At 48.8% G+C, this 19,784-nt stretch carries 19 protein-coding genes; 2 read left to right on the top strand and 17 right to left on the bottom strand.

Annotation, left to right across the window (positions count from 1 at the left end; all coding sequences use genetic code 11):
• Window positions 1–85: 85 nt before the first annotated feature.
• Both HP567_RS12605 and HP567_RS12600 read right to left on the bottom strand, forming a co-directional pair.
• On the bottom strand, window positions 86–652 hold the full coding sequence (locus tag HP567_RS12605; RefSeq protein WP_173608426.1) for a GNAT family N-acetyltransferase: 567 nt from the start codon (window positions 650–652) through the stop codon (window positions 86–88).
• A 189-nt stretch (window positions 653–841) separates the two neighbouring features.
• Window positions 842–1,906, bottom strand: coding sequence for an HD-GYP domain-containing protein (locus HP567_RS12600; RefSeq protein WP_173608427.1), 1,065 nt, complete (start codon window positions 1,904–1,906; stop codon window positions 842–844).
• 216 nt (window positions 1,907–2,122) lie between these two features.
• Between HP567_RS12600 and HP567_RS12595 the strand changes: the two genes are divergently transcribed.
• Window positions 2,123–2,614, top strand: coding sequence for a Mov34/MPN/PAD-1 family protein (locus tag HP567_RS12595; RefSeq protein WP_173608428.1), 492 nt, complete (start codon window positions 2,123–2,125; stop codon window positions 2,612–2,614).
• On the opposite strand, the gene HP567_RS12590 is transcribed toward HP567_RS12595, so the two are convergent.
• The 9 genes from HP567_RS12590 to HP567_RS12550 all read right to left on the bottom strand — a co-directional run bounded on the left by HP567_RS12590 (window position 2,526) and on the right by HP567_RS12550 (window position 12,262).
• Window positions 2,526–4,352 carry a peptidoglycan D,D-transpeptidase FtsI family protein gene (locus HP567_RS12590; protein ID WP_173608429.1) on the bottom strand — a complete coding sequence of 609 codons (1,827 nt, stop codon included), beginning with the start codon at window positions 4,350–4,352 and terminating at the stop codon, window positions 2,526–2,528. The two genes, HP567_RS12595 and HP567_RS12590, sit on opposite strands and share 89 nt — an antisense overlap.
• 106 nt (window positions 4,353–4,458) lie before the next feature.
• The gene (gene udk, locus HP567_RS12585) at window positions 4,459–5,103 is read right to left on the bottom strand and encodes a uridine kinase (protein ID WP_173608430.1); all 645 of its coding nucleotides are present in this window, start codon (window positions 5,101–5,103) and stop codon (window positions 4,459–4,461) included.
• Between the two features lie 51 nt (window positions 5,104–5,154).
• Window positions 5,155–5,790, bottom strand: a complete 636-nt coding sequence (locus HP567_RS12580) for an O-methyltransferase (protein ID WP_173608431.1) — start codon at window positions 5,788–5,790, stop codon at window positions 5,155–5,157.
• A 105-nt stretch (window positions 5,791–5,895) separates the two neighbouring features.
• Window positions 5,896–6,996 (bottom strand): endolytic transglycosylase MltG, encoded by a 1,101-nt coding sequence (gene mltG / locus HP567_RS12575; RefSeq protein ID WP_173608432.1) that lies wholly within the window; start codon window positions 6,994–6,996, stop codon window positions 5,896–5,898.
• 145 nt (window positions 6,997–7,141) lie between these two features.
• Window positions 7,142–7,432, bottom strand: coding sequence for a DUF1292 domain-containing protein (locus HP567_RS12570; protein WP_005832492.1), 291 nt, complete (start codon window positions 7,430–7,432; stop codon window positions 7,142–7,144).
• Between the two features lie 5 nt (window positions 7,433–7,437).
• Window positions 7,438–7,854: a Holliday junction resolvase RuvX gene (gene ruvX / locus HP567_RS12565; protein ID WP_142063197.1), complete on the bottom strand. Its 417-nt coding sequence runs from the start codon at window positions 7,852–7,854 to the stop codon at window positions 7,438–7,440.
• Between the two features lie 9 nt (window positions 7,855–7,863).
• Window positions 7,864–8,124 (bottom strand): IreB family regulatory phosphoprotein, encoded by a 261-nt coding sequence (locus HP567_RS12560; protein ID WP_007727936.1) that lies wholly within the window; start codon window positions 8,122–8,124, stop codon window positions 7,864–7,866.
• A 111-nt stretch (window positions 8,125–8,235) separates the two neighbouring features.
• Entirely contained in the window at window positions 8,236–10,884 is a 2,649-nt protein-coding gene (alaS, locus tag HP567_RS12555) for an alanine--tRNA ligase (RefSeq protein ID WP_173608433.1), read from the bottom strand.
• A 313-nt stretch (window positions 10,885–11,197) separates the two neighbouring features.
• Window positions 11,198–12,262 (bottom strand): AI-2E family transporter, encoded by a 1,065-nt coding sequence (locus HP567_RS12550; RefSeq protein ID WP_173608434.1) that lies wholly within the window; start codon window positions 12,260–12,262, stop codon window positions 11,198–11,200.
• Between the two features lie 379 nt (window positions 12,263–12,641).
• Between HP567_RS12550 and HP567_RS12545 the strand changes: the two genes are divergently transcribed.
• Window positions 12,642–13,328: a TerC family protein gene (locus HP567_RS12545; RefSeq protein ID WP_173608435.1), complete on the top strand. Its 687-nt coding sequence runs from the start codon at window positions 12,642–12,644 to the stop codon at window positions 13,326–13,328.
• Window positions 13,329–13,443: 115 nt separating this feature from the next.
• Here the strand turns inward: HP567_RS12545 and HP567_RS12540 are convergent, their stop codons facing one another.
• From HP567_RS12540 to HP567_RS12515, 6 genes are all read right to left on the bottom strand, one after another.
• Window positions 13,444–13,638: a hypothetical protein gene (locus tag HP567_RS12540; RefSeq protein WP_229088206.1), complete on the bottom strand. Its 195-nt coding sequence runs from the start codon at window positions 13,636–13,638 to the stop codon at window positions 13,444–13,446.
• A gap of 27 nt (window positions 13,639–13,665) precedes the next feature.
• Window positions 13,666–13,872 carry a hypothetical protein gene (locus tag HP567_RS12535; protein WP_007717618.1) on the bottom strand — a complete coding sequence of 69 codons (207 nt, stop codon included), beginning with the start codon at window positions 13,870–13,872 and terminating at the stop codon, window positions 13,666–13,668.
• Window positions 13,873–13,906: 34 nt separating this feature from the next.
• Window positions 13,907–14,386: a PRC-barrel domain-containing protein gene (locus HP567_RS12530; RefSeq protein ID WP_173608436.1), complete on the bottom strand. Its 480-nt coding sequence runs from the start codon at window positions 14,384–14,386 to the stop codon at window positions 13,907–13,909.
• A 74-nt stretch (window positions 14,387–14,460) separates the two neighbouring features.
• Window positions 14,461–16,722 carry an SF1B family DNA helicase RecD2 gene (gene recD2, locus HP567_RS12525; RefSeq protein WP_173608437.1) on the bottom strand — a complete coding sequence of 754 codons (2,262 nt, stop codon included), beginning with the start codon at window positions 16,720–16,722 and terminating at the stop codon, window positions 14,461–14,463.
• 80 nt (window positions 16,723–16,802) lie between these two features.
• Window positions 16,803–18,467, bottom strand: coding sequence for a methyl-accepting chemotaxis protein (locus HP567_RS12520; protein ID WP_173608438.1), 1,665 nt, complete (start codon window positions 18,465–18,467; stop codon window positions 16,803–16,805).
• Between the two features lie 168 nt (window positions 18,468–18,635).
• Window positions 18,636–19,781 (bottom strand): cysteine desulfurase family protein, encoded by a 1,146-nt coding sequence (locus tag HP567_RS12515; RefSeq protein ID WP_173608439.1) that lies wholly within the window; start codon window positions 19,779–19,781, stop codon window positions 18,636–18,638.
• Window positions 19,782–19,784 lie beyond the last annotated feature (3 nt).

Below are 19,784 nucleotides of genomic sequence, written 5' to 3'. Positions count from 1 at the left end.
CGAAAAACGTTTCCCTCGGACTTTAAGCTCTATGTCCAATGGGAAACGTTTTTGGTTCTTGTATCAAGCCTCGATAGAGGTCTTCTTACGCCTTTTCCGAAATGTCCTTCACCATATGGCTCAATTTATGGCCGCTTACGATCACTGTCCCATCCTCACGATAGCCGAGCGATTCATACAGCTTGCGCGCACGCGGTTTTTCCTCGTCAACGAGCAAAGCGATTCGGTCATGCCCGCGCTGAATTGCTTCTTTTTCAAAAGCATCCAATAGAAGTGATCCGATCCCCTTCCCTCTGCATGAGGAATCAACCGCGACAGAATCCAAATAAAATTCGTCATCCTTTGCTTCTTTTACAAGCGTAATCGTCTCGCCAGTCAAACGTTGGACATGCTCAACGAAGGGACGATCAAGCACCTCTGTTTGGCTCCCATGATAAAAGAGCGCCAGGCCTACCGGTACATCTCCATCCATGGCAATCACCGCGTTTTCGTAGCTCAGTCGGTTATTTTCCTTCGCAAAAAACTCCTCCATCATGCGAATCGCTTCCCCTGCCTCCGTCGCACCTGTCAACGTATGCGCGATATCTCCAATGGCATCATAAATTAAGGGCGCAGCAAAAGCTGCATCTGTGGGTTCCGCTTTGCGTATCATGTGTTTCCTCCTTGCGTTTCGAGCATTCGCACGACACGTTTCTTTTCGTTTCTTAGACTACCAGATACTCTATCATTGTGTCACAATCTGCCAGGCTAATCGAGCTTTCCCGACGATCGTTCACAGATCAGCAACAATGAAACCGCTCTCATTTTTCAAGAGCGGTTTCATCTTTTTCGCATCGATTTTCTATCCAATCATTTTTTCAATCGTCAGCTTGCGATCATGCCGCAAATCGAGGAATTCACCCATTCTTCTTACCAATGGACGCATCGGTTCATCTTGATGAATAAGAATTACTTCGACTTCTTCCCCGCTACTCAATCTCGCCTTTGCCCCTACGTACAGCAAAGCAATGTAGCGGACAAACTGCGCAACGATCTCCACGTTCAACGTTCCGTTACATGCTTCCTTCCAGAGGAGCTGTGCCGCCTCGAATGGGGACGACCTTCCTTTGTACACACGATCAGAACAGATCGCATCAAACATGTCGGCAACGGCGAGCACCTGACATTCGATTGGTATGCTATCGCCTTTTCTTTGCTCCGGATAGCCAGACCCGTCGAGTCGCTCGTGATGCAGTAAGGCACACAATGCCAACAGCTCAGATCCACCCTTCATCTCACGGATCATCTCATAGCCGAAAACGGTATGCTTCTTCATGATCGCAAATTCCTCTTCACTTAGCTTGCCTGGCTTCAGCAATATTTCCTTAGGTACCCTCATTTTCCCAATGTCATGCAAAAATCCGGCTGTCCCCATGAATGCTACTCGCTCTTCATCCCATTTCATCAAGCGAGCAATGAGCGAGCAGAGAATGCCTACATTTAATGAATGGCGGTATGTATAGCTGTCTGCTCCTTCCAGTACGTACAAGTTCCGGAACAACCCCAAATGCTTCCTCGATTTTTCTGCTACATCAAAAAAGATGTTGGAAAAATGATCAAGACTTGGTGCCCCGCCAACTGTCAGTTCATCGAAGAGTAGTCTCGTTTTGTCGAGGGCTTGTACATAAGCTGCAACGGTCTCAGAATCTGCCTCTAGTTGGAATAGTTGAGAAGTAACTTCCTCACCAGTTCCCTCTGTAAGACTCTGTATGATATCAACCTCACGGACTCGTTGCTTTTGCAATAGGATCACATGGGCAGGCGTAATCGTCGTGTTTTGTCCCAGCAGCAATATTCCTTGTTCGGTGTACAAATCAACCGCTAATACTTGCCCAATCAGTGAGAGATCAACAGGTGCCAAAGGCATACAATCAACCTTTCCAGTCTCCGTCTTTTTAGAGGTTGTTCAAAAAGCCGACTTTTTGAACTCACACTTTTACTCAAATTATAGAAAGGAAGAAGGTGAGTTACAATCCTTTTTTCGACAATTCCTAACTTTGCTGGCGCCGGGACATTTCACTATTCGCGTACATATGATATCAAGCAAATGTCAGTGGTTTTATCAAGGAGGGACGAATGTCTCATGACGACGCTGTACATCACACCAAAAGCGTGGAAACAAATTGAGCAGGCCGTACGAAAAAAACCCTCGCTGGAAACAGGAGGGATCATGATGGGATACCCACTTGGAGAGGATAGATGGGTCGTAACGTATGCAAGTGAACCAGGCCCAAATGCGATTCACCAGCCACATTCTATATTTTTCGATGACATACATCTCAAAAAGCTCGTCCGCAAATTAAGCAGGCATCGACAATGGAAATACATTGGTGATTGGCATAGCCATACGGTAAAGCGCCTATCTCCCAGCAAAGGTGATAAGAGAACCATTTGGTCAAAAGCGTCACAATCCATGTACATGTCCTCCTCTCCCCTCATGCTGATCGTTGGACTAGGTAAAAACAATCAAATTAACGCAAGAGGATTCATCCTCGGAAATACTCTTCGCGAGGTTGGGAAGATTGAGCTGTATGATCGGCAAGCTCAGCGACAACCCGGTGAAAAAGCTCCATAGCCTGGTTTTTTCCCCAACTCGGCTGATTTTCTGCCACGACACAAATGGCGTAGCGCGGCTCTTCTAACGGAGCATACCCGAGAAACCACAGATGATTGTTTCCATTCGCATCCCCGATTTGCGCAGTCCCGCTTTTGCCTGCCACCTGCCAAGCGGAATTCATGAGCATCTGTCCTGTTCCCTCTGTGACAACTTTACGCATCATTTTTCGCAATTTGTTGGCTGTGACGTAGTCAATTCCGTCCAAAGAGAGCTCCTGCTGGGGAAATGTATGGAACGACTGACCATTTCGGTATGCGATCTCCTTTACCAGTCGTACTTGAGAGCTTTGCCCGCCACGCAAAATCGTTACCATCATATTGGCTGCTTGCAAGGGGGTAATGCGTACATCCCGCTGACCGATGGCGCTTTGAATCAGGACGCCTTCATCGTCGCGGGATATCCCCTCTGCAAAGACTCTACCCGGCTCTTCACCATCCAACTGCTTGAAGTTTTTGAGTTTATACAGATTGGGAGTAACATGCCCCACTTGAGTGGTCAAGCCCAGCTTTTTTGCATATTCCTCCAACTTTTCTCCGCCTACCATCTTGGCGATATGGGCAATCGCAATGTTGCAGGATTGGGCATACGCTTCTTCCAATGTCACACTGCCGTGACCTTCTTTTTTCCAGCAGGAGAATTGATACTTCCCGTACTCCCCTGTACATGTAAAACGGTCAATGGGCGAAACGATTCCTTCCGCCAGGGCTGCTGCCGCAACCACTGTTTTATAGACAGAACCAGGCGGGAGTTGTTTGAACGCGCGATTCTTCCAATCGCTCGTGTTTCCCGTGACATTTGTTTGATCATAGGTAGGGCGACTCACAGCTGCAAGAACGTCGGCTGTTTGTACGTCCAAAACGACGATACTGCCCTCTTTGAGACCTACTTGATCGGCTGCTGCTTCCATGCTTCTCTGGATTGCTGCATCCAAGGTCGTCGTTAATGAAAGCGGATAGTATTGATTCGACTGTTTTGTATAGCGAATATCCAGTCCTCGGAGCGGTTGTCCGTGCCCATCTACGTAATAGGACAAGACAGACGGCTCTACCCCCTGTAAGAACCGATCAAAGCTTCGCTCCAGACCCGATGCCCCCAGCGTGCTCTCGGCATTCATTTTGCCGCTGGTCCATTCATCTGGATACAGCTTTTGCACCATATCGGGATTTTTATGGATAAAACCAATCAAATGCTTGGCTACCTCATCAGCTCGGTATCTCTCTGTCACCGCCAATGCCACAACTCCCGGGATGGCAAGGGCATTGATTTCCTCGGCCTGCCGCTCGGTGAGCATCACCAGCTTGCCGGACGCCTCTCGCATGAGCAGCGGTGCTTTCGCCTTTTCCATGGTCTCCGACAACCGTTCCTTGGATTCTCCGGTTATTTGTGCCACCCGCTGCAAGCCATCTGTTCCTTGCAGGCTCCCACGCGCCAACGGGAACAAAATCAAGGCGAGATGCTCTTCTCCGGTAAAGGCGTACCCATTCCGATCCACGATATCGCCACGACCGCTATGCAGTACAATGCTTTGCTGTCTTTGCTTTACTGCTGCCTTTACCAAATCAACGCCATGCCGAGAAAACCGATGGGGCGATCCGAGTTGAATCCACCACAAGCGCACGATCAAACCGAGCCATAACAACGACATGGATAGCAATACAAGAAAGTGACGTCTTTTGATTCGTCGATCCAGCTGCATCGAATTCCCTCCCTGGCTTTTTTCACCAGTATTGCCGGAATGTACGCGACAGAAACAACGAACAAAGAAAAAAGCACACCGTACGTCACGGTGCACTTGTAAGTGTTTATGATTGATTGGAGAATTGTTGCTTCTCCAATAAAATATTGCTGATTTTCGTGGATAACAGATCCAATGCTACACGGTTGTAGCCGCCCTCTGGAATGATGACGTCTGCATATCGCTTCGTCGGCTCAATAAACTGCAAATGCATCGGTCGAACGACGTTTAAGTATTGCGTCACCACTGAATCGAGGGAACGACCGCGCTCTTCGATGTCACGTACGATTCGGCGTGCAATACGCACATCCGCATCGGTATCGACGAACACCTTGATATCCATTAAATTACGAATCCGCTCATCCTCCAGAATCAGCATTCCTTCCAGAATGATGACATCCTTCGGGTCGACCTGGATTTGCTCCGGCTTGCGGTTATGCACCTTGAAGTCGTAGATCGGTTTTTGGATCGCTTTTCCTTGCATCAGCTCCTGCAAATGCGCAAGCAACAAATCATTGTCAAAAGCGAAGGGATGGTCGTAGTTTGTCAACGCCCGCTCTTCTGGGCTCAAATGGCTTTGATCCTTGTAGTAGGAATCCTGCTCAATCATCGTTACACTATCATTTTGGAACTGGCGGTACAGCTCCTTTGCTACAGTCGTTTTTCCGGAACCACTGCCTCCCGCTACCCCAATCAATACGGGGTTACCCATGCTTCATGTCCCCTTCCTCATGATGCTTAACACCTATACGACCCTAAGTTTTTACCTCTTTTTCATACTGATAGCCAGCCCGTCTCCCACTGGAATAAATGTCGTTTCTAAATCAGGACGCTCCATCAGATGTGAATTATAAGAAAGCAGCTTGTCCACCATCGGACGCTGGCGCTTGCCCGCTTCTTCTGGGGTCGCCACCAGTCCTCGGAACAGGACATTGTCGCTGATTACCAAACCGCCTTCGCGAAGTAGCGGTAGATACAAATCGAGGAATACTCGATACTGACCTTTGGCCGCATCGATAAACAAGCAGTCAAATTGATACGACTCCGGCAGCCCTAAAGTAGCGTCACGTGAGAGTATTTCCACACGATCTGCACAGCCTGCTTCTTTTATATTTTCCCGTGCTCTCACCAATCGATCTTCATCTATGTCCATCGTGACAATTCGCGCTTCCGGTGCAGCTTCTGCAAGCCAAATAGTGGAATAGCCAATTGCCGTACCCACTTCAAGAATCGCTTTGGGACGATGCAGCAATAACAACATCCGCATGACTTGAGCGGACGGGAGCTGCACAATCGGAATGTTTTCCTCTGCCGCCTCCTGCTCCAGTCGCTTGAGCAGCAAAGAACGCTCGGGAACCAGGCTTGACACGTAGTCGTCAATTGCCGGATTGGTAATCATGATTTCACTCCTCTTTCGTTACAACCGAATTATTATAGCACACCTTAGGAAAACTTGGCTACGTCAAGCACTGTTGACCGTATGCAAAAAAAAGAGGAAACCTGGTTAGTTTCCCCTGCTTTTCTTATCATTTGCTTCATGCTCTTGCAGTGTTTTGGAAAAGTAATGCTCGGACGTTCCGTCTTTTTTCGTCACGTAGAAAAAGTAATCATGCTTCGCCGGATTGACGACGGCTTCAAGCGAAGCTCTACCTGGGTTGGCAATCGGCCCTGGTGGCAATCCAGGATTTGTGTACGTGTTGTACGGGCTTTTTACTTTTAGGTCCTCAAAGGTCAGACGGTCTCGTTGTTTGCCGAGAATAAATTGGACGGTAGCATCAGCCTGCAATGGCCACTTGTCACGAATCCGATTGTAGTACACGCCTGCTACAAGCGGACGCTCCTTGTCTACTGTTACTTCACGCTCGACAATCGATGCGAGATTCACTGCTTCATCCAGTGTTAAGTCGCGCTGCTTCAACTGCTCTGTCCACTCTGGCTTCCATTCCTTTTGGAATTGAGCGAGCATACGCGAGACGACATCATGTGCCGTAGCGTCTTTGCCCACCTCATACGTTTCCGGGAACAAATACCCTTCCAGACGGTGTTTTCGGTCTGCATGCTTCGGTATGGCTGCGACAAAAGGATAGTCCGGGAATGCTCCTTCATTTACTTCTTTTAAAAATGCCGCTTTCTCTACAATGCCTTCTTTATCGAGATGATCTGCGATCTGTTCGACATTCCAGCCTTCCGGGATCGTAAATCGGTTCGCATTGATCACCGTGTTTCCTTCCACCATGGCGGTTAGGATCTCGTCAATGGCTTGGCCAGTCGTAAATTGGTATTCTCCCGCCTTAAGATCAGGAGCCATGCCTTTATACTTCACGTAGTAATTAAATACATCGGCATTTCGGATCAGACCTTGTTCTTCCAGTAGTCGACCGATTTTTTGTACGGAGGAACCGGACGGAATCGCTACGTTCTTCACCGTCTGTTCACCTGCAACGGGCTGCAATTGCTGGTACACGTACCACGCTGCTCCCCCTGCAGCCAAAATGATCAATAACAAAAAGGTAACCAGCCACATCACAATTCGTCCGCCGCGTCTGCGTCGATGCGTCACAGGGCGGCCGGGGTTAAAATCAGGCTTCGCTGACATTGGTTTCAAGCTAGAAATCCTCCCTTTAGGGTCTCTTTATCTCCATCCCATTCATTATACTAGAGGCTTATCTACCTGTCACTTCATGGGTGATTTTGGCGAAAAAAGACAAAAAAAGAGCCCGCCAGTTGCGGACTCTCTTTCCACTCGTCTATTAAATTCCGTCTTTCTCCAAATCAGCAATCAATGTTTCGAAGGTAGCTTCTACTTGCTCCCACTCTTCGTCATCCTCGATTGGCTGGAGCATGTCTGTACCATCATAACGCAGGAAGTGAACCTCGTACTCTTCTTCCTCTTCCTGATCTACTGGTACGAGCACCAAATAGCTGCGGTCTTCAATGTCAAAAATGTACATGATACGAAAATCTCGCGGTTCCTCGGTACCTTCTTCCGTCAGCGCGATCACATCGCCCACTTCGAACTCTTCCATCATCTCTTCACTCATTGTGGTCACCTCGATTTCGCGTCCAAATATCCTTGGAGGATTAAAGTGGCCGCCATTTTATCTATCACTGTCTTTCGCTTTTGACGGCTAACATCAGCAGAGATCAGCATACGCTCTGCCGCCATTGTCGTCAAGCGTTCGTCCCACATGTGGACAGGAAGAGACGTGCGTTCCTCCAAAAGCTTGCCAAATGCTTGACACATTTCAGCACGCGGGCCTATGGTTCCGTTCATGTTTTTGGGCAAACCAACGACGAAAGCCCCAATTTGATACTGCGAAACTAATTCGCTCAGGCGGGCAAGATCCTTTTCCTTGGATTGTCGCTTGATGGTCTCTACTCCTTGCGCAGTCCATCCCAGCTCATCGCTGACAGCCACTCCAATCGTCTTGTCGCCTACATCCAACCCCATCAATCGTGTCATCGTTAAGGTCTACTTGCGCTCTGACAAGTAAACGGTCACCAACTCTTCTATAATTTTGTCCCGTTCCAATTTGCCGATCAGGCTCCGCGCGTTGTTGTGGCGTGGGATAAACGCCGGGTCGCCAGAAAGCAAGTAACCTACGATCTGGGTGATCGGGTTGTATCCTTTTTCCTGCAGGGCTTTGTACACCTCTGTCAATGTTTCTTGCACATCCGCCGCATTCGCTTCCTTGGGCACCGTGAATTTCATGGTATTATCCAACGAACTCACAATCAACACCTCGATTTCCTTTTGAGACTCTTTTGGTTACATACTCTTTTTTGTATTCGACTCGGATTTCGTTTACTCCTGTCGATTATACAAATTTCTCTTGCAATCGCACTATTTCGCTACTACTTGACTCTTCACGAAGTCAACCACAGCGTCCAGAGCTTCTTGCAGCTTGGATGGGTCCTTACCACCGGCTTGTGCCATATCAGGACGTCCACCACCGCCGCCACCGCAACGAGTTGCGACTTCCTTGATGATCTTGCCAGCGTGAATGCCTTGATCCATGAGATCTTTGGTTACACCTGCAACGAGGTTCACCTTGTCGCCATCGACCGCACCCAACACAATGACAGCGGAGCCGAGTTTGTTTTTCAGCTCATCTACCATGCCGCGCAGGTTGTCCATATCGACAGCGGAAACACGTGCAGCGAGTACGTTCATACCGTCTACTTGTTGGAGTTTATCCGTCAACGACGCTGCCTCGATGTTCCCCAGTTTTGCACGCAGGGACTCGTTTTCGCGCTGTACTTCTTTCAATTGTTGTTGCAGACCTTCTACACGTGCAGGTGCTTCTGCCAAAACTGGTGCCTTGAGTGCTTGCGCCACTTCTTTGAGCGTAGTGAACTGCTGGTTCAAGAACTGATAAGCGCCGCGCCCTGTTACTGCTTCGATCCGGCGTGTGCCTGCGCCGATACCGCTCTCGCTAACCAGCTTGAACAGACCGATTTCCGCGGTATTGTTTACATGGCATCCACCGCACAGCTCCAGGCTGTATTCGCCCACTTTTACAACGCGTACAACGTCGCCGTATTTTTCACCGAACAACGCCATTGCGCCCATCGCTTTTGCCTCAGCCAATGGTTTGTTGGAGATCTCGACACTCAGGTTTGCCCACACTTTTTCATTCACGATCGCTTCGATACGCTCCAGTTCTTCTGGAGTAATGGAGCTAATGTGAGTGAAGTCAAAGCGGAGACGCTCTGGTGCTACCAAGGAACCTGCCTGATTGACATGCGTTCCCAGGACATCCTTGAGTGCTTGATGCAGCAAGTGAGTCGCTGTATGGTTTTGCGTGATTGCCAGACGTGCTTCACGATTCACTTCCGCGCGAATCTCGTCGCCTTTGCGCAGGGTACCTGCATCGACGATAACAGAATGCACATTTTGTCCCATTGGTCCTTTTTGTACATCTGTCACGCGTGCTTTCACGGTATCAGAAATCAGGAAACCTTCGTCATTGATCTGACCACCGCTTTCTGCATAGAAAGGAGTTTGGCTCAGAACGACTTGTACGGTTTGCCCCTCTTCTGCTTCTTCTACCAGCTGGTTGTCCAAAATAATCGCTTCCACTTTACCTGTTGCTACCAATTCAGTATAACCAACAAATTGGCTCGTAACCGTCAAATCAGACAATGGACCGCCTTGGATTTGCATGCTGTCTACATCTTGACGTGCTGCACGTGCGCGCTCACGCTGTTCTTCCATCGCTTGATCAAAGCCATCGCGATCGACAGTCAGCCCTTGCTCGTCTGCGAAGTCTTCTGTCAAGTCAACAGGGAATCCATACGTATCGTACATTTTGAACACATCTTGCCCAGACAGTTGCGTCTTTCCGCTTTCTTTTGCTGCTTTTACCATGTCGGACAGGATCGCCAGACCGTCGTTCAGTGTCTCGTGGAAGCGCTCTTCCTCGGCACGAATGACTTTTTCGATAAACGCACGCTTTTGGACAACCTCTGGATAGAATTCGCCCATCATCGTGCCTACTGTTTCAGTCAAGCTGTACAGGAATGGCTTCTCCACGCCCAGCTTTTTCCCCATACGTACGGCACGGCGAAGCAGACGGCGAATGACATAGCCACGCCCTTCATTGGATGGAAGCGCACCGTCACCGATCGCAAACACAACCGTACGCGCATGGTCAGCGATAACCTTCAGGGCTACATCCATCTCAGGGCTTGTTTTATACTTCACACCGGAGATTTCCGTGGTCTTTTCGATCAGCGGGAACAGCAAGTCCGTCTCAAAGTTGTTGTCTACGCCTTGGATGACAGAGGCCATGCGCTCAAGACCCATCCCTGTATCAATGTTCTTCTTAGGCAACGGCGTGTAGGTACCGTCTGGATTGTGGTTGAACTGGGAGAATACCAGATTCCACACTTCCAAGTAACGCTCGTTCTCTCCACCTGGGTACAGCTCAGGGTCGCTCGGGTCGTTTCCGAATGCTTCTCCACGGTCATAGAAAATCTCTGTGTTTGGTCCGCTCGGGCCTTCTCCAATATCCCAGAAGTTGCCCTCCAGTCGGATGATTCGCTCTTCTGGAACACCGATTTTCTTGCTCCACAGCTCAAATGCTTCTTCGTCCTCCGGGTGAATGGTAACGGAGAGCAACTCTGGATCAAAGCCGATCCATTTTGGGCTTGTCAAAAACTCCCATGCCCATTCAATCGCTTCTTCCTTGAAGTACTCACCAATAGAGAAGTTACCCAGCATTTCAAAGAAAGTATGGTGGCGAGCAGTACGTCCCACATTTTCAATATCGTTCGTACGAATAGACTTTTGCGAGTTCGTAATACGCGGGTTGTCTGGAATGATGCGGCCGTCAAAGTATTTCTTGAGAGTCGCCACACCACTGTTGATCCACAGAAGGGAAGGATCGTCGATTGGAACCAATGGAGCGCTAGGCTCAATGCGATGTCCTTTTTCTACAAAAAAGTCGAGGAACATCTGGCGGATTTGATTGCCTGTCAGTTTCTTCATCTAACATTCTCCTCATCTAAAAATAAAAAAAGTCCCCATCCCCTCAGGGACGAGAACTGATTTCTCGCGGTACCACCCTGCTTACAGGCTCGCTACACGTTTCTGAGCCAAGGCCTGTCGCTTAAGTGGCGTCTAACGGTGCCAAGCCGCCGGGTTTTGCCCGGTCTTAGGAGTAGCCTTCTGCTGCTCTTCTTTTGGTCGCCCTCTCAACCATGGAGCGTCCTCTCTGTAAAAGGTCTGCAACATACTCGTTCCCTCATTGATTTCACATAAATCACTTTGTCCATATTATAAATATTTTACCTGATCACTGTCAACTTTCATGCATCATGACAGCGATTCGGCTAACGATCACTTTGCAAACGGCAAGAATCGGGACAGCAACGATCAACCCGATGATCCCCCCTACCGTCTCCCCTACAAGCAGTGCCAGGATAATGAGAAGCGGATGCAAATGCAAGGAACGACCAACGATGTTGGGAGACAAAATGTTCCCTTCTACGATTTGAATGATGAGATTGACAACGACCACGAGTAGCAGTGTCTTGGTGGAAATCGTAATCGCGATCACAACTGCTGGTGCCGCCCCAATCAATGGTCCGATGTACGGAATAATGTTGGTGAGACATACGAATGCAGCCAGTACAAAAGGATACGGCATGCCGATCCACCAGTAGCCCACGTATGCGAAAACGCCTACGATCAAGGCGACCATCATTTGTCCATGTATGTATTTGCCCAAGGATTCGTTTATATCCCGCAGGACGATCAGCACTTGCTTCCGATAAGCCTTTGGAACAATCGACATCCCTGTCTCGTGCAATTGCTTCATATCCTTCAAAAAGTAAAAAGCGATAAACGGCACGATAGCAAATGCAAACAGCTTTCCCATCGAATGCCTGGCATTATCCACGATTTTCGATACAGAATGAGACATTCCCTCATTCGACTGGATGATCACCCGGTCCACACCCTTGGAGATGCTATCCGGCAAGAAATATTTTCGTGCCTCCCACTCACTCATCCATGTATGGTACCAATCCATCAGGCGGGGAATATCGTCTGACAGCTCCACCAATTGTTTCGTGAAAACTGGGATGGCGTTTATAATCGCAATGGTAATCACCAATACAAATGATCCATAAATGAGCAGGACTGCCATCAAGCGCGGAACCCTTCTTTTTTCCAGCAATTGCACGATCGGATGGAGCAAGTACGCAATGACGAGTCCCAATATGACGGGAACGAGCACTTCCTTTACGAGCGAAAACAACTGGGACAGGACTGGGCGGAGCAGCCAAAGCAGATTGCCGATGACCAAAAGTGTGATGACCCAAACAGCAGCAGCAAATAGACGACTTCGCCGAAGTTCATCCACGTTCCCCAACTCCTCCCTATTTGCCTACATCTTTTTTAGCTTGTCTCATTCACATTAATTTCATGTAACCTATTGACACACAATTTCGTGTTCAGTAGTATGTAATTACAAGAGGATATCTCCAAAGGGGAGTAGCTTTTTCGCAACATAGTCGTCATTACGGGATTTTTCCCCGGCTATGTTGGCAACATTTTCGTAAATGTTGTAAGCAAGACCTTTGCCGACCAGGTAAAAGGTCTATTTTTGTTTTTTAAACGACCTTTTCCTGCATCGGGAAAGGTCGTTTTCTTTTTCGCCCCTTTACACACACTATGGGAGGTATCAAGAAAACGGCCAGCGGATTATTCGCTTCCAAAATGGATTAGGAGGAGGAAGAGAAATGGATTTATTGTTAAGCCCTGAGTTTTGGACCGCATTACTTTCTATCGTTATCATCGACCTCGTGCTGGCCGGGGACAATGCCCTCGTCATCGGGATGGCAGCTCGTAACCTGCCTGCTCATCAGCAAAAGCAAGCCATCATCTGGGGAACGGTTGGTGCAATTGTCATTCGTGCATTGGCGACACTTGCTGTTGTTTGGTTGTTGAAAATTCCTGGTCTGCTGCTTGTAGGTGGTTTGATTCTCATTTGGATCGCTCTCAAATTGCTGATTCAAGATAATGGTCATGAGAATATGAAGGCAAGCGGAACGCTTGGAGCAGCGATCTGGACGATTATCGTAGCCGACACGGTAATGGGCTTGGATAACGTGATCGCGGTTGCTGGTGCAGCACATGGTGATTTTCTTCTGGTAGTTATCGGTTTGATCATCAGTGTTCCGATCATGGTATGGGGTAGCACATTGATCTTGAAGCTGATCGAGAAATATCCGGTCGTTATATATATCGGTTCTGCAGTATTGGCGTATACTGCTGCGAGCATGGTAACAAGCGAGAAGTTCCTCACACCATTCTTTGCCGCTTACCCTTGGGTAAAATGGGTATTCATCGTAGCTGTTGTGGTTGGTGTCCTGTTGATCGGACGCATGAAAAGCCAACAGCAAAAACGCTTGGCAGAACAATCTTAATACAAAGCAAGGCTCCGTCGTTTCTGCGACGGAGCTTTTTCATGCCGGTCGAAAAAAAGCACCCGAACACAGTGTATGTTCGGGTGTTTATTTACGTTCCAATTCACATTTTGTGTTAACGAGTGACGGCACGCATCAGCTTGCGACCTGATTTCCACATACGTGTTACATCACGCATGGAAAAGGGCAACTGATTCCAATTCAATGAAAACCGACTGCGACGTCGCGGAGCCAACCAATAGCCAATGATCGCCACAATTCCGCTTGTGGCCAGAACCCGCAACAGGCTTCGAGTGAACAAGCGTGCCACCTCCATTGGTTTTGCCGCTCAAATCCACTACATATTCAAGTGAGCGGTTACTGTCTGATCCTCAATAAACAGATCGTTGAGCGAATGCAAAGATCCATCTTCCTCAACTTGGTAGACAGAAGCGATCTGCTCATTGGAAACGCTCATTTCTATAAAGCAGTTCCAGCAATAGTATTGATTGGTTCCAATCTTCCCTACGTCTTTGGAACTGCAATTCGGGCATATGACACGCATCACGCTTTTCCTCCCTTTCACGCCTGGCCACGAACTAGTCCGGCACGATCAGGTTTTCTTCCCCGATGATCACGGATGCTGGTGCAGGGAGGCGCTTTCGACCTTCCGTAATATCTGCAAGCCAGCCATTCGATAGTTCGTACCCTACAAGTTTCTCCCAGTTGGCTGAAAAGTAAACATCTTCCAGCCTCCCCAAACACTCTCCGGAAGCGGTAATCACCGCTTTTCCTTTTAACTTCGTCTTTCCCGTCACAATGCCGACAGGCTCTAGTCCGGCGAGATGAGGTAAGGGCGTGATCGCGTCTTTTCCCGATACGGTAAGGCAGGACTCCCCGACCGCATGAATATGTTCGGCAGGAATATAGGTACCTGATTGGAACCAGCCCTGTTCGCTCAGCAAGACTCCTCGTACATGCCAAGTGGAGTCGCAAAGAATGTCACGCACGGTTCCCATCGTCTCTCCTGTTTGGAGGCAAACAACTGGTAATCCGACTGCATCCATTGCCTTGCGCATGTGGGACATCCCCCTTCCGCCTTGTTAGTATCAGGCGAAATGGATACGTCCATTCGGCGCAAATGGTTCCAAATTCACTCTTGCTTTAGCCGTTCCTCCAGGTAACTGTACCGTACCCCCTCCTCATCAGACTCTACAGCAGCACGGAACGCATCCGGCTCTCCACACATGATGAGGAATGATTTGCTCCGGGTAATCCCGGTATAGACCAACTTGCGTCTGAGCATACGGTAGTAACTTTTGACAAACGGCATGATCACAATCGGAAATTCGCTGCCTTGAGACTTATGAACCGAGCAGCAGTAGGCAAGCGTCAGCTGATGATAGTCCGAACGCTTGTACACCACTTCCCTGTTATCAAAAGCAGCGACCAGCATCTCCTGGTTCTCCGCATTTTCATTCGGGAAAAAGATGGCGACGATCTCACCCATGTCACCGTTAAACACCTGTTCTTCAGCATTGTTTACCAATTGCAGAACCTTGTCTCCTGTACGGAAAGTCGTCTCTCCAAAAGTAACTTCACGCTTTTGCGGCGTTTTCGGATTAAACAGCTCCTGCAATTCTTCATTCAACCGGTTCACACCGGCATTACCTTTATAGATAGGGGCTAATACCTGAACATCTTTTGCCGTATATCCTTTTTTTACGGCTCCGAAACAAATTTGTTTCACTGCTTCCGGAACTTCTTGTGGCAAACTTGTGAAGAATCGCCGATCCGGGGTGGTGTGAAGCAAATCTGCCGGTACATTCCCCTTGCGTACATCATGGGCCAACCGAATAATGGTAGACTCTTCCGCTTGCCGATAAATTTCTGTTAGCTGCACTAACGGTAGCAATCCAGATCGGATCATATCCAACAGGACGTTGCCCGGTCCTACAGAAGGCAGCTGGTCAGGGTCACCTACCATGATGATCTGCATGTCGTCTGGGACCGCACGAAACAATTGATTTGCGAGCCAGATATCGACCATGGACATTTCATCCACAATTAATAGCCGACCACGGATTGGGTGCTCCGCATCATGCTCGAAGCTCTCCCCTTTGTAACCGAGCAAACGATGGATGGTCATAGCAGGTAAACCCGTAGTCTCTGTCATACGTTTTGCTGCACGTCCAGTAGGAGCCACAAGAACAATCGGGAACGGATTTTCTTCGTTGTATTTTTTCAAGTCCAGCGACAATCCATGAAGCTGGGAAAAGACACGACATATCCCACGAATCACTGTCGTTTTCCCCGTACCAGGTCCCCCTGTCAACAGCATCAGACCTGCTTTGATCGCCTGTTCAATGGCATCACGCTGCGTCTGGGCATACGTAATCCCCAGTTCATCCTCGACAGCCCCTAACGCACGGTAAAATTCCGATGTCGGGAACGTACCGAATTCATCACGCGCAGCGAAGTGACGCAGTCTTTTGGCTAGACCGAGCTCAGCAAAAAACAGAGAGGGCAAATACACCCGCTCATCTTCCCAGGCAATTTTGCTCGACACAAACAGGGCTTCCACTGCCAGTCGAATATCGTCACCAGAAAAGACGTGTCCCCCGCACTCTTCGAGAAGGCGCAGCGTTTTTTCACAAAGCTCCTCCACAGGCAAATAAACGTGTCCTTCTGAATACGAAGCCTCTTGCAGCCCAAAGAGTGCCGCTGCCTTCACACGTTCTTCCGAGGAAGCCGCGATACCAGTTGCTCGTGCAATGTCATCCGCCCGCTTAAAGCCGATTCCTACGACATCCTCAATCAAACGGTATGGCTCTTCCTTCAGCACTGTCATCGTTTCCAGCTTGTAGGTCTGATAAATACGCAGCGCCATGTTTACACCAATGCCGAAGTCGTACAAGAAAACCATGGCACTTTCCAAAGAACGATGCTCGACTACAGAATCATAGATCGTTTTGGCACGTTGTTCAGAAATGCCTGGTACCTCAGCCAATCGCTCCGGGAAGTCCGCGATAATGGACAGCGCATCTACCCCGAGCTGCTCTACAATTCGTTTGGCCATCTTCTTTCCGATCCCTTGAAATAAGCCACTGGCTAAGTATCGCTCAACCCCGGCCAATGTCTTCGGTGTTTCACGTTCATAGCGCTTTGCTACATACTGCTGCCCAAATCGAGGATGTGTTTTCCATTCACCGTAAAAGGTGTACAGCTCATCTGGATGTGGACGAGGAAAATTACCGACAATAATGACCTCCGATTCTTTGGTCGATTCGGTAGTCTCTTCTATCTTTAGACGGATAACTCCGTACCAGGTTTCATCATTGTAAAAAATTTCTTGAGAAACAAATCCTCGAATGTAGGTTTCTGCAAACAGCGAGATTGACTGCTGCTCGTCCATCTAAACGCCTCCTTACATAAAAACCGTTCCAGAAAGGAAAAATCCACTTCTCTTGAAAGTGGATTTCTCATATGCTCGTCTTAAATTGTAAATCGTTTTACTTGTTCTGACAACTGCTCGGCCATTTTCGCCAACGTTTCGGATGCCGCTGTCATTTCCTCGGACGTTGCTGACTGTTCTTCGGACGCTGCTGCCACTTCCTGTGTATCTCTTGCCGCTATTTCCGCAAGCCCAGCAATTTTTTCGGAGTGACTCACCAATTGGACTGTATCGCGATGAATCGCTTGGGCAGCATCGTTCATGCGATGTACTTGCTGGCTGACGTCTTGAACGGCCGCCAAGATTTGCTTAAAGCTGTCCCCTGCCTGGGCCACTCCTTCGCGTCCATCCTGGATAGCGACAGCAGTCGTTCCCATTTCCGATACAGCCGCGAGAATATCTGTATGGATCGTATGAATCAAGCCTGCTATCTCTTCTGCTGCCTCACCCGATTGCTCAGCCAGCTTGCGTACCTCTTGGGCCACAACCGCAAATCCGCGTCCCTGTTCCCCCGCCCGGGCAGCCTCGATGGCGGCATTCAAAGCCAATAGATTCGTTTGGTTGGATATTTGACGAATGGTCGTGATGATTCCGATGATTTGCTCGGATTGAGAGCCAAGCTCGCGGATAACCTGCTCTGTTCGACGGGCATGATCCGTGATTTGATCCATCTCTTGTACGAGCTCTTTCAGCTTGCCTTCACCAACCTGTGCCAATTGATTCGCGTCTGTCGCATCGACATTGACTTGAGAAGTCGAGGCCGCAATAAGTTGAATATCTCCACCGATACGAGACAAAAAGCGCACTGTATCCGTCACCGTTTGTTTTTGTTGTTCGGAACCCGTCGCGATTTCCGAAGAAGCCATGGAAATCTGTTCGGAAGCACGTGCACTTTCTGTCGCACTCGCAGTTAATTCTTCCGAAGCTGCCGCGACTTGTTGGGCTACTCGCTGCACCTCGTTGACCATGCTGCGAAATACCCCCATCATCTCATTGTACATCGATGATAATTCCCCAAGCTCGTCCCGGGAACGAACAGTCACTTGCGTGGTCAAATCTCCAGTCTCTGCACGCTTCATTGCTGATACCAGCTCTTTTAACGGTCGTACCAGCTTGTTGACAATAAAAATACCCGTGACCAGCGCTAGGCTGGCACTTATGAGGCTGAGGAGAAACATCATCGGACGACTGCTTTCAATCGTCGTCAGCAAATCATTCTCGTAGCTGCCAATGACAAGAATCCACCCGTTCGGCAACTGCTTATACGCCGCCACTTTGGTAGAGCCTCCGAATTCATATTCGATCCAGCCGTTTTTTTGAGCGAGCATGACTTGCGTGAATTCCTCATTCGCCAAAGAGGTACTCTCCACTTTCGGATCTGGATGAAAGACGGCGATTCCACTCGCATCCAAGATATAGGCGTAGCCAACCATGCCATTTGGCTTGTAATATTGTTCGGCCACCTCGCGTGTTATTTCGTTAATTTTCTGTCTGCTTCCCTCACGAATCGTTGTATCTTGAGCGTAAGCAGCCAGCTCACGCGCCTTCATTTCCGTTATGTATTGCAAGTCAGATACAGCCAGCTTGTAAAGCGCGCTGCGCGCATTTTCAAATTGGATATAGCCGACGACCATTAATGGGAGCATGGTTAGGATGAGTATCGTAAACACCAGTTTGTAGCGAATGGAGTATCGTCTGGCCAACATGAAAGTCCTCTCCTTATCGGATGATCCGAATTGTATAGTTCTTCAGGATTAGTACTACAGCATCATTTTACCATCCTCTTCCACTATTCACCACAAACTCCAATAAGAAACCCGCTTTAGCTCAAAGAAAAAACCGCTTGGCTTCATCCAAACGGCTTTCATCCTTCGCTATTCACGAACCAAGCGAATTACAATCGCAGCAACCGCTGTAGCAGCCTGTTTCGCCTCTTCCACCGTATTCGTAATCCCAAAGCTAAAACGAATAGCTGAAAGAGCAATTTTATCGTCCAAGTGCATCGCTTTCAGCACATGTGACAGCTCTAATGATCCGGATGTACAAGCTGAGCCGCTCGCAGCTGCAATCTTGGCGATGTCCAGATTCATCAGCATGGTTTCTGTATGGGCGCCAGGGAATGACACATTTAAAATATGTGGCAAAGTCTGCTCGCGATGTCCATTCAGGCAGAACGTAATTCCCGCTTCCTGCCAGACTGCGATCATCGCTGCTTTCATCTGCTCATACTTTTCAACCCGCTCCGCCATTTCCTCGCGAGCGACCTTTGTCGCTTCGGCAAACCCAACAATCCCAGCCAGATTTTCCGTTCCCGCTCTGCGTTTACGCTCTTGTGAGCCGCCGTGCAAAATCGGGGAAAACGGAACCTTACGCGCTAAATACAAAGCGCCGACTCCTTTTGGCCCATTAATTTTATGGGCGGATACCGAGAGCATATCTACAGGCAGCTTTCGTGCATGGACAGGCAGTACACCAAAAGCCTGTACGGCATCCGTATGAAAAACAATCCCTTTTTCTCGCAGAAAGGTGCCGATTTCCTCGATTGGCTGGATCGTTCCTACTTCATTGTTGCCGTACATAATGGACACTAGGACCGTATCCGGGCGAACCGCTTGTTTCAGGTCTTCCAAATGAACCATGCCTGTCTGGTCAACAGGCAAGTATGTCACTTCAAATCCTGCCTGCTCCAAAAACTCACAAGCATGCAAGACCGCATGATGCTCGATCTGCGAAGTAATGACGTGACGACCACGTTCGCGCTGTGCCATTGCAGCGCCAATGATTGCCATATTGTCGGCTTCTGTCCCGCCACTCGTAAAGATAAGCGATTGCGGATCAGCATCCATAAAGTCTGCAATCGTATCTCTCGCATGCTCCAACGCTTTTCGCGCTTCGCGACCAGCACCATGGACACTGGATGGATTCCCGTATACTTGCGTCAAATAGGGAGTCATAGCAGCAACTACCCGCGGATGAACGGGCGTAGTAGCTGCATGGTCAAAATACATTCGATCTGACACTGC

The organism is Brevibacillus sp. M2.1A (genome assembly GCF_013284355.2).
Taxonomy (GTDB): domain Bacteria; phylum Bacillota; class Bacilli; order Brevibacillales; family Brevibacillaceae; genus Brevibacillus.
The sequence above is the reverse complement of the archived record's forward strand: the minus strand, read 5'-3'. Positions and strand labels throughout refer to the sequence as shown.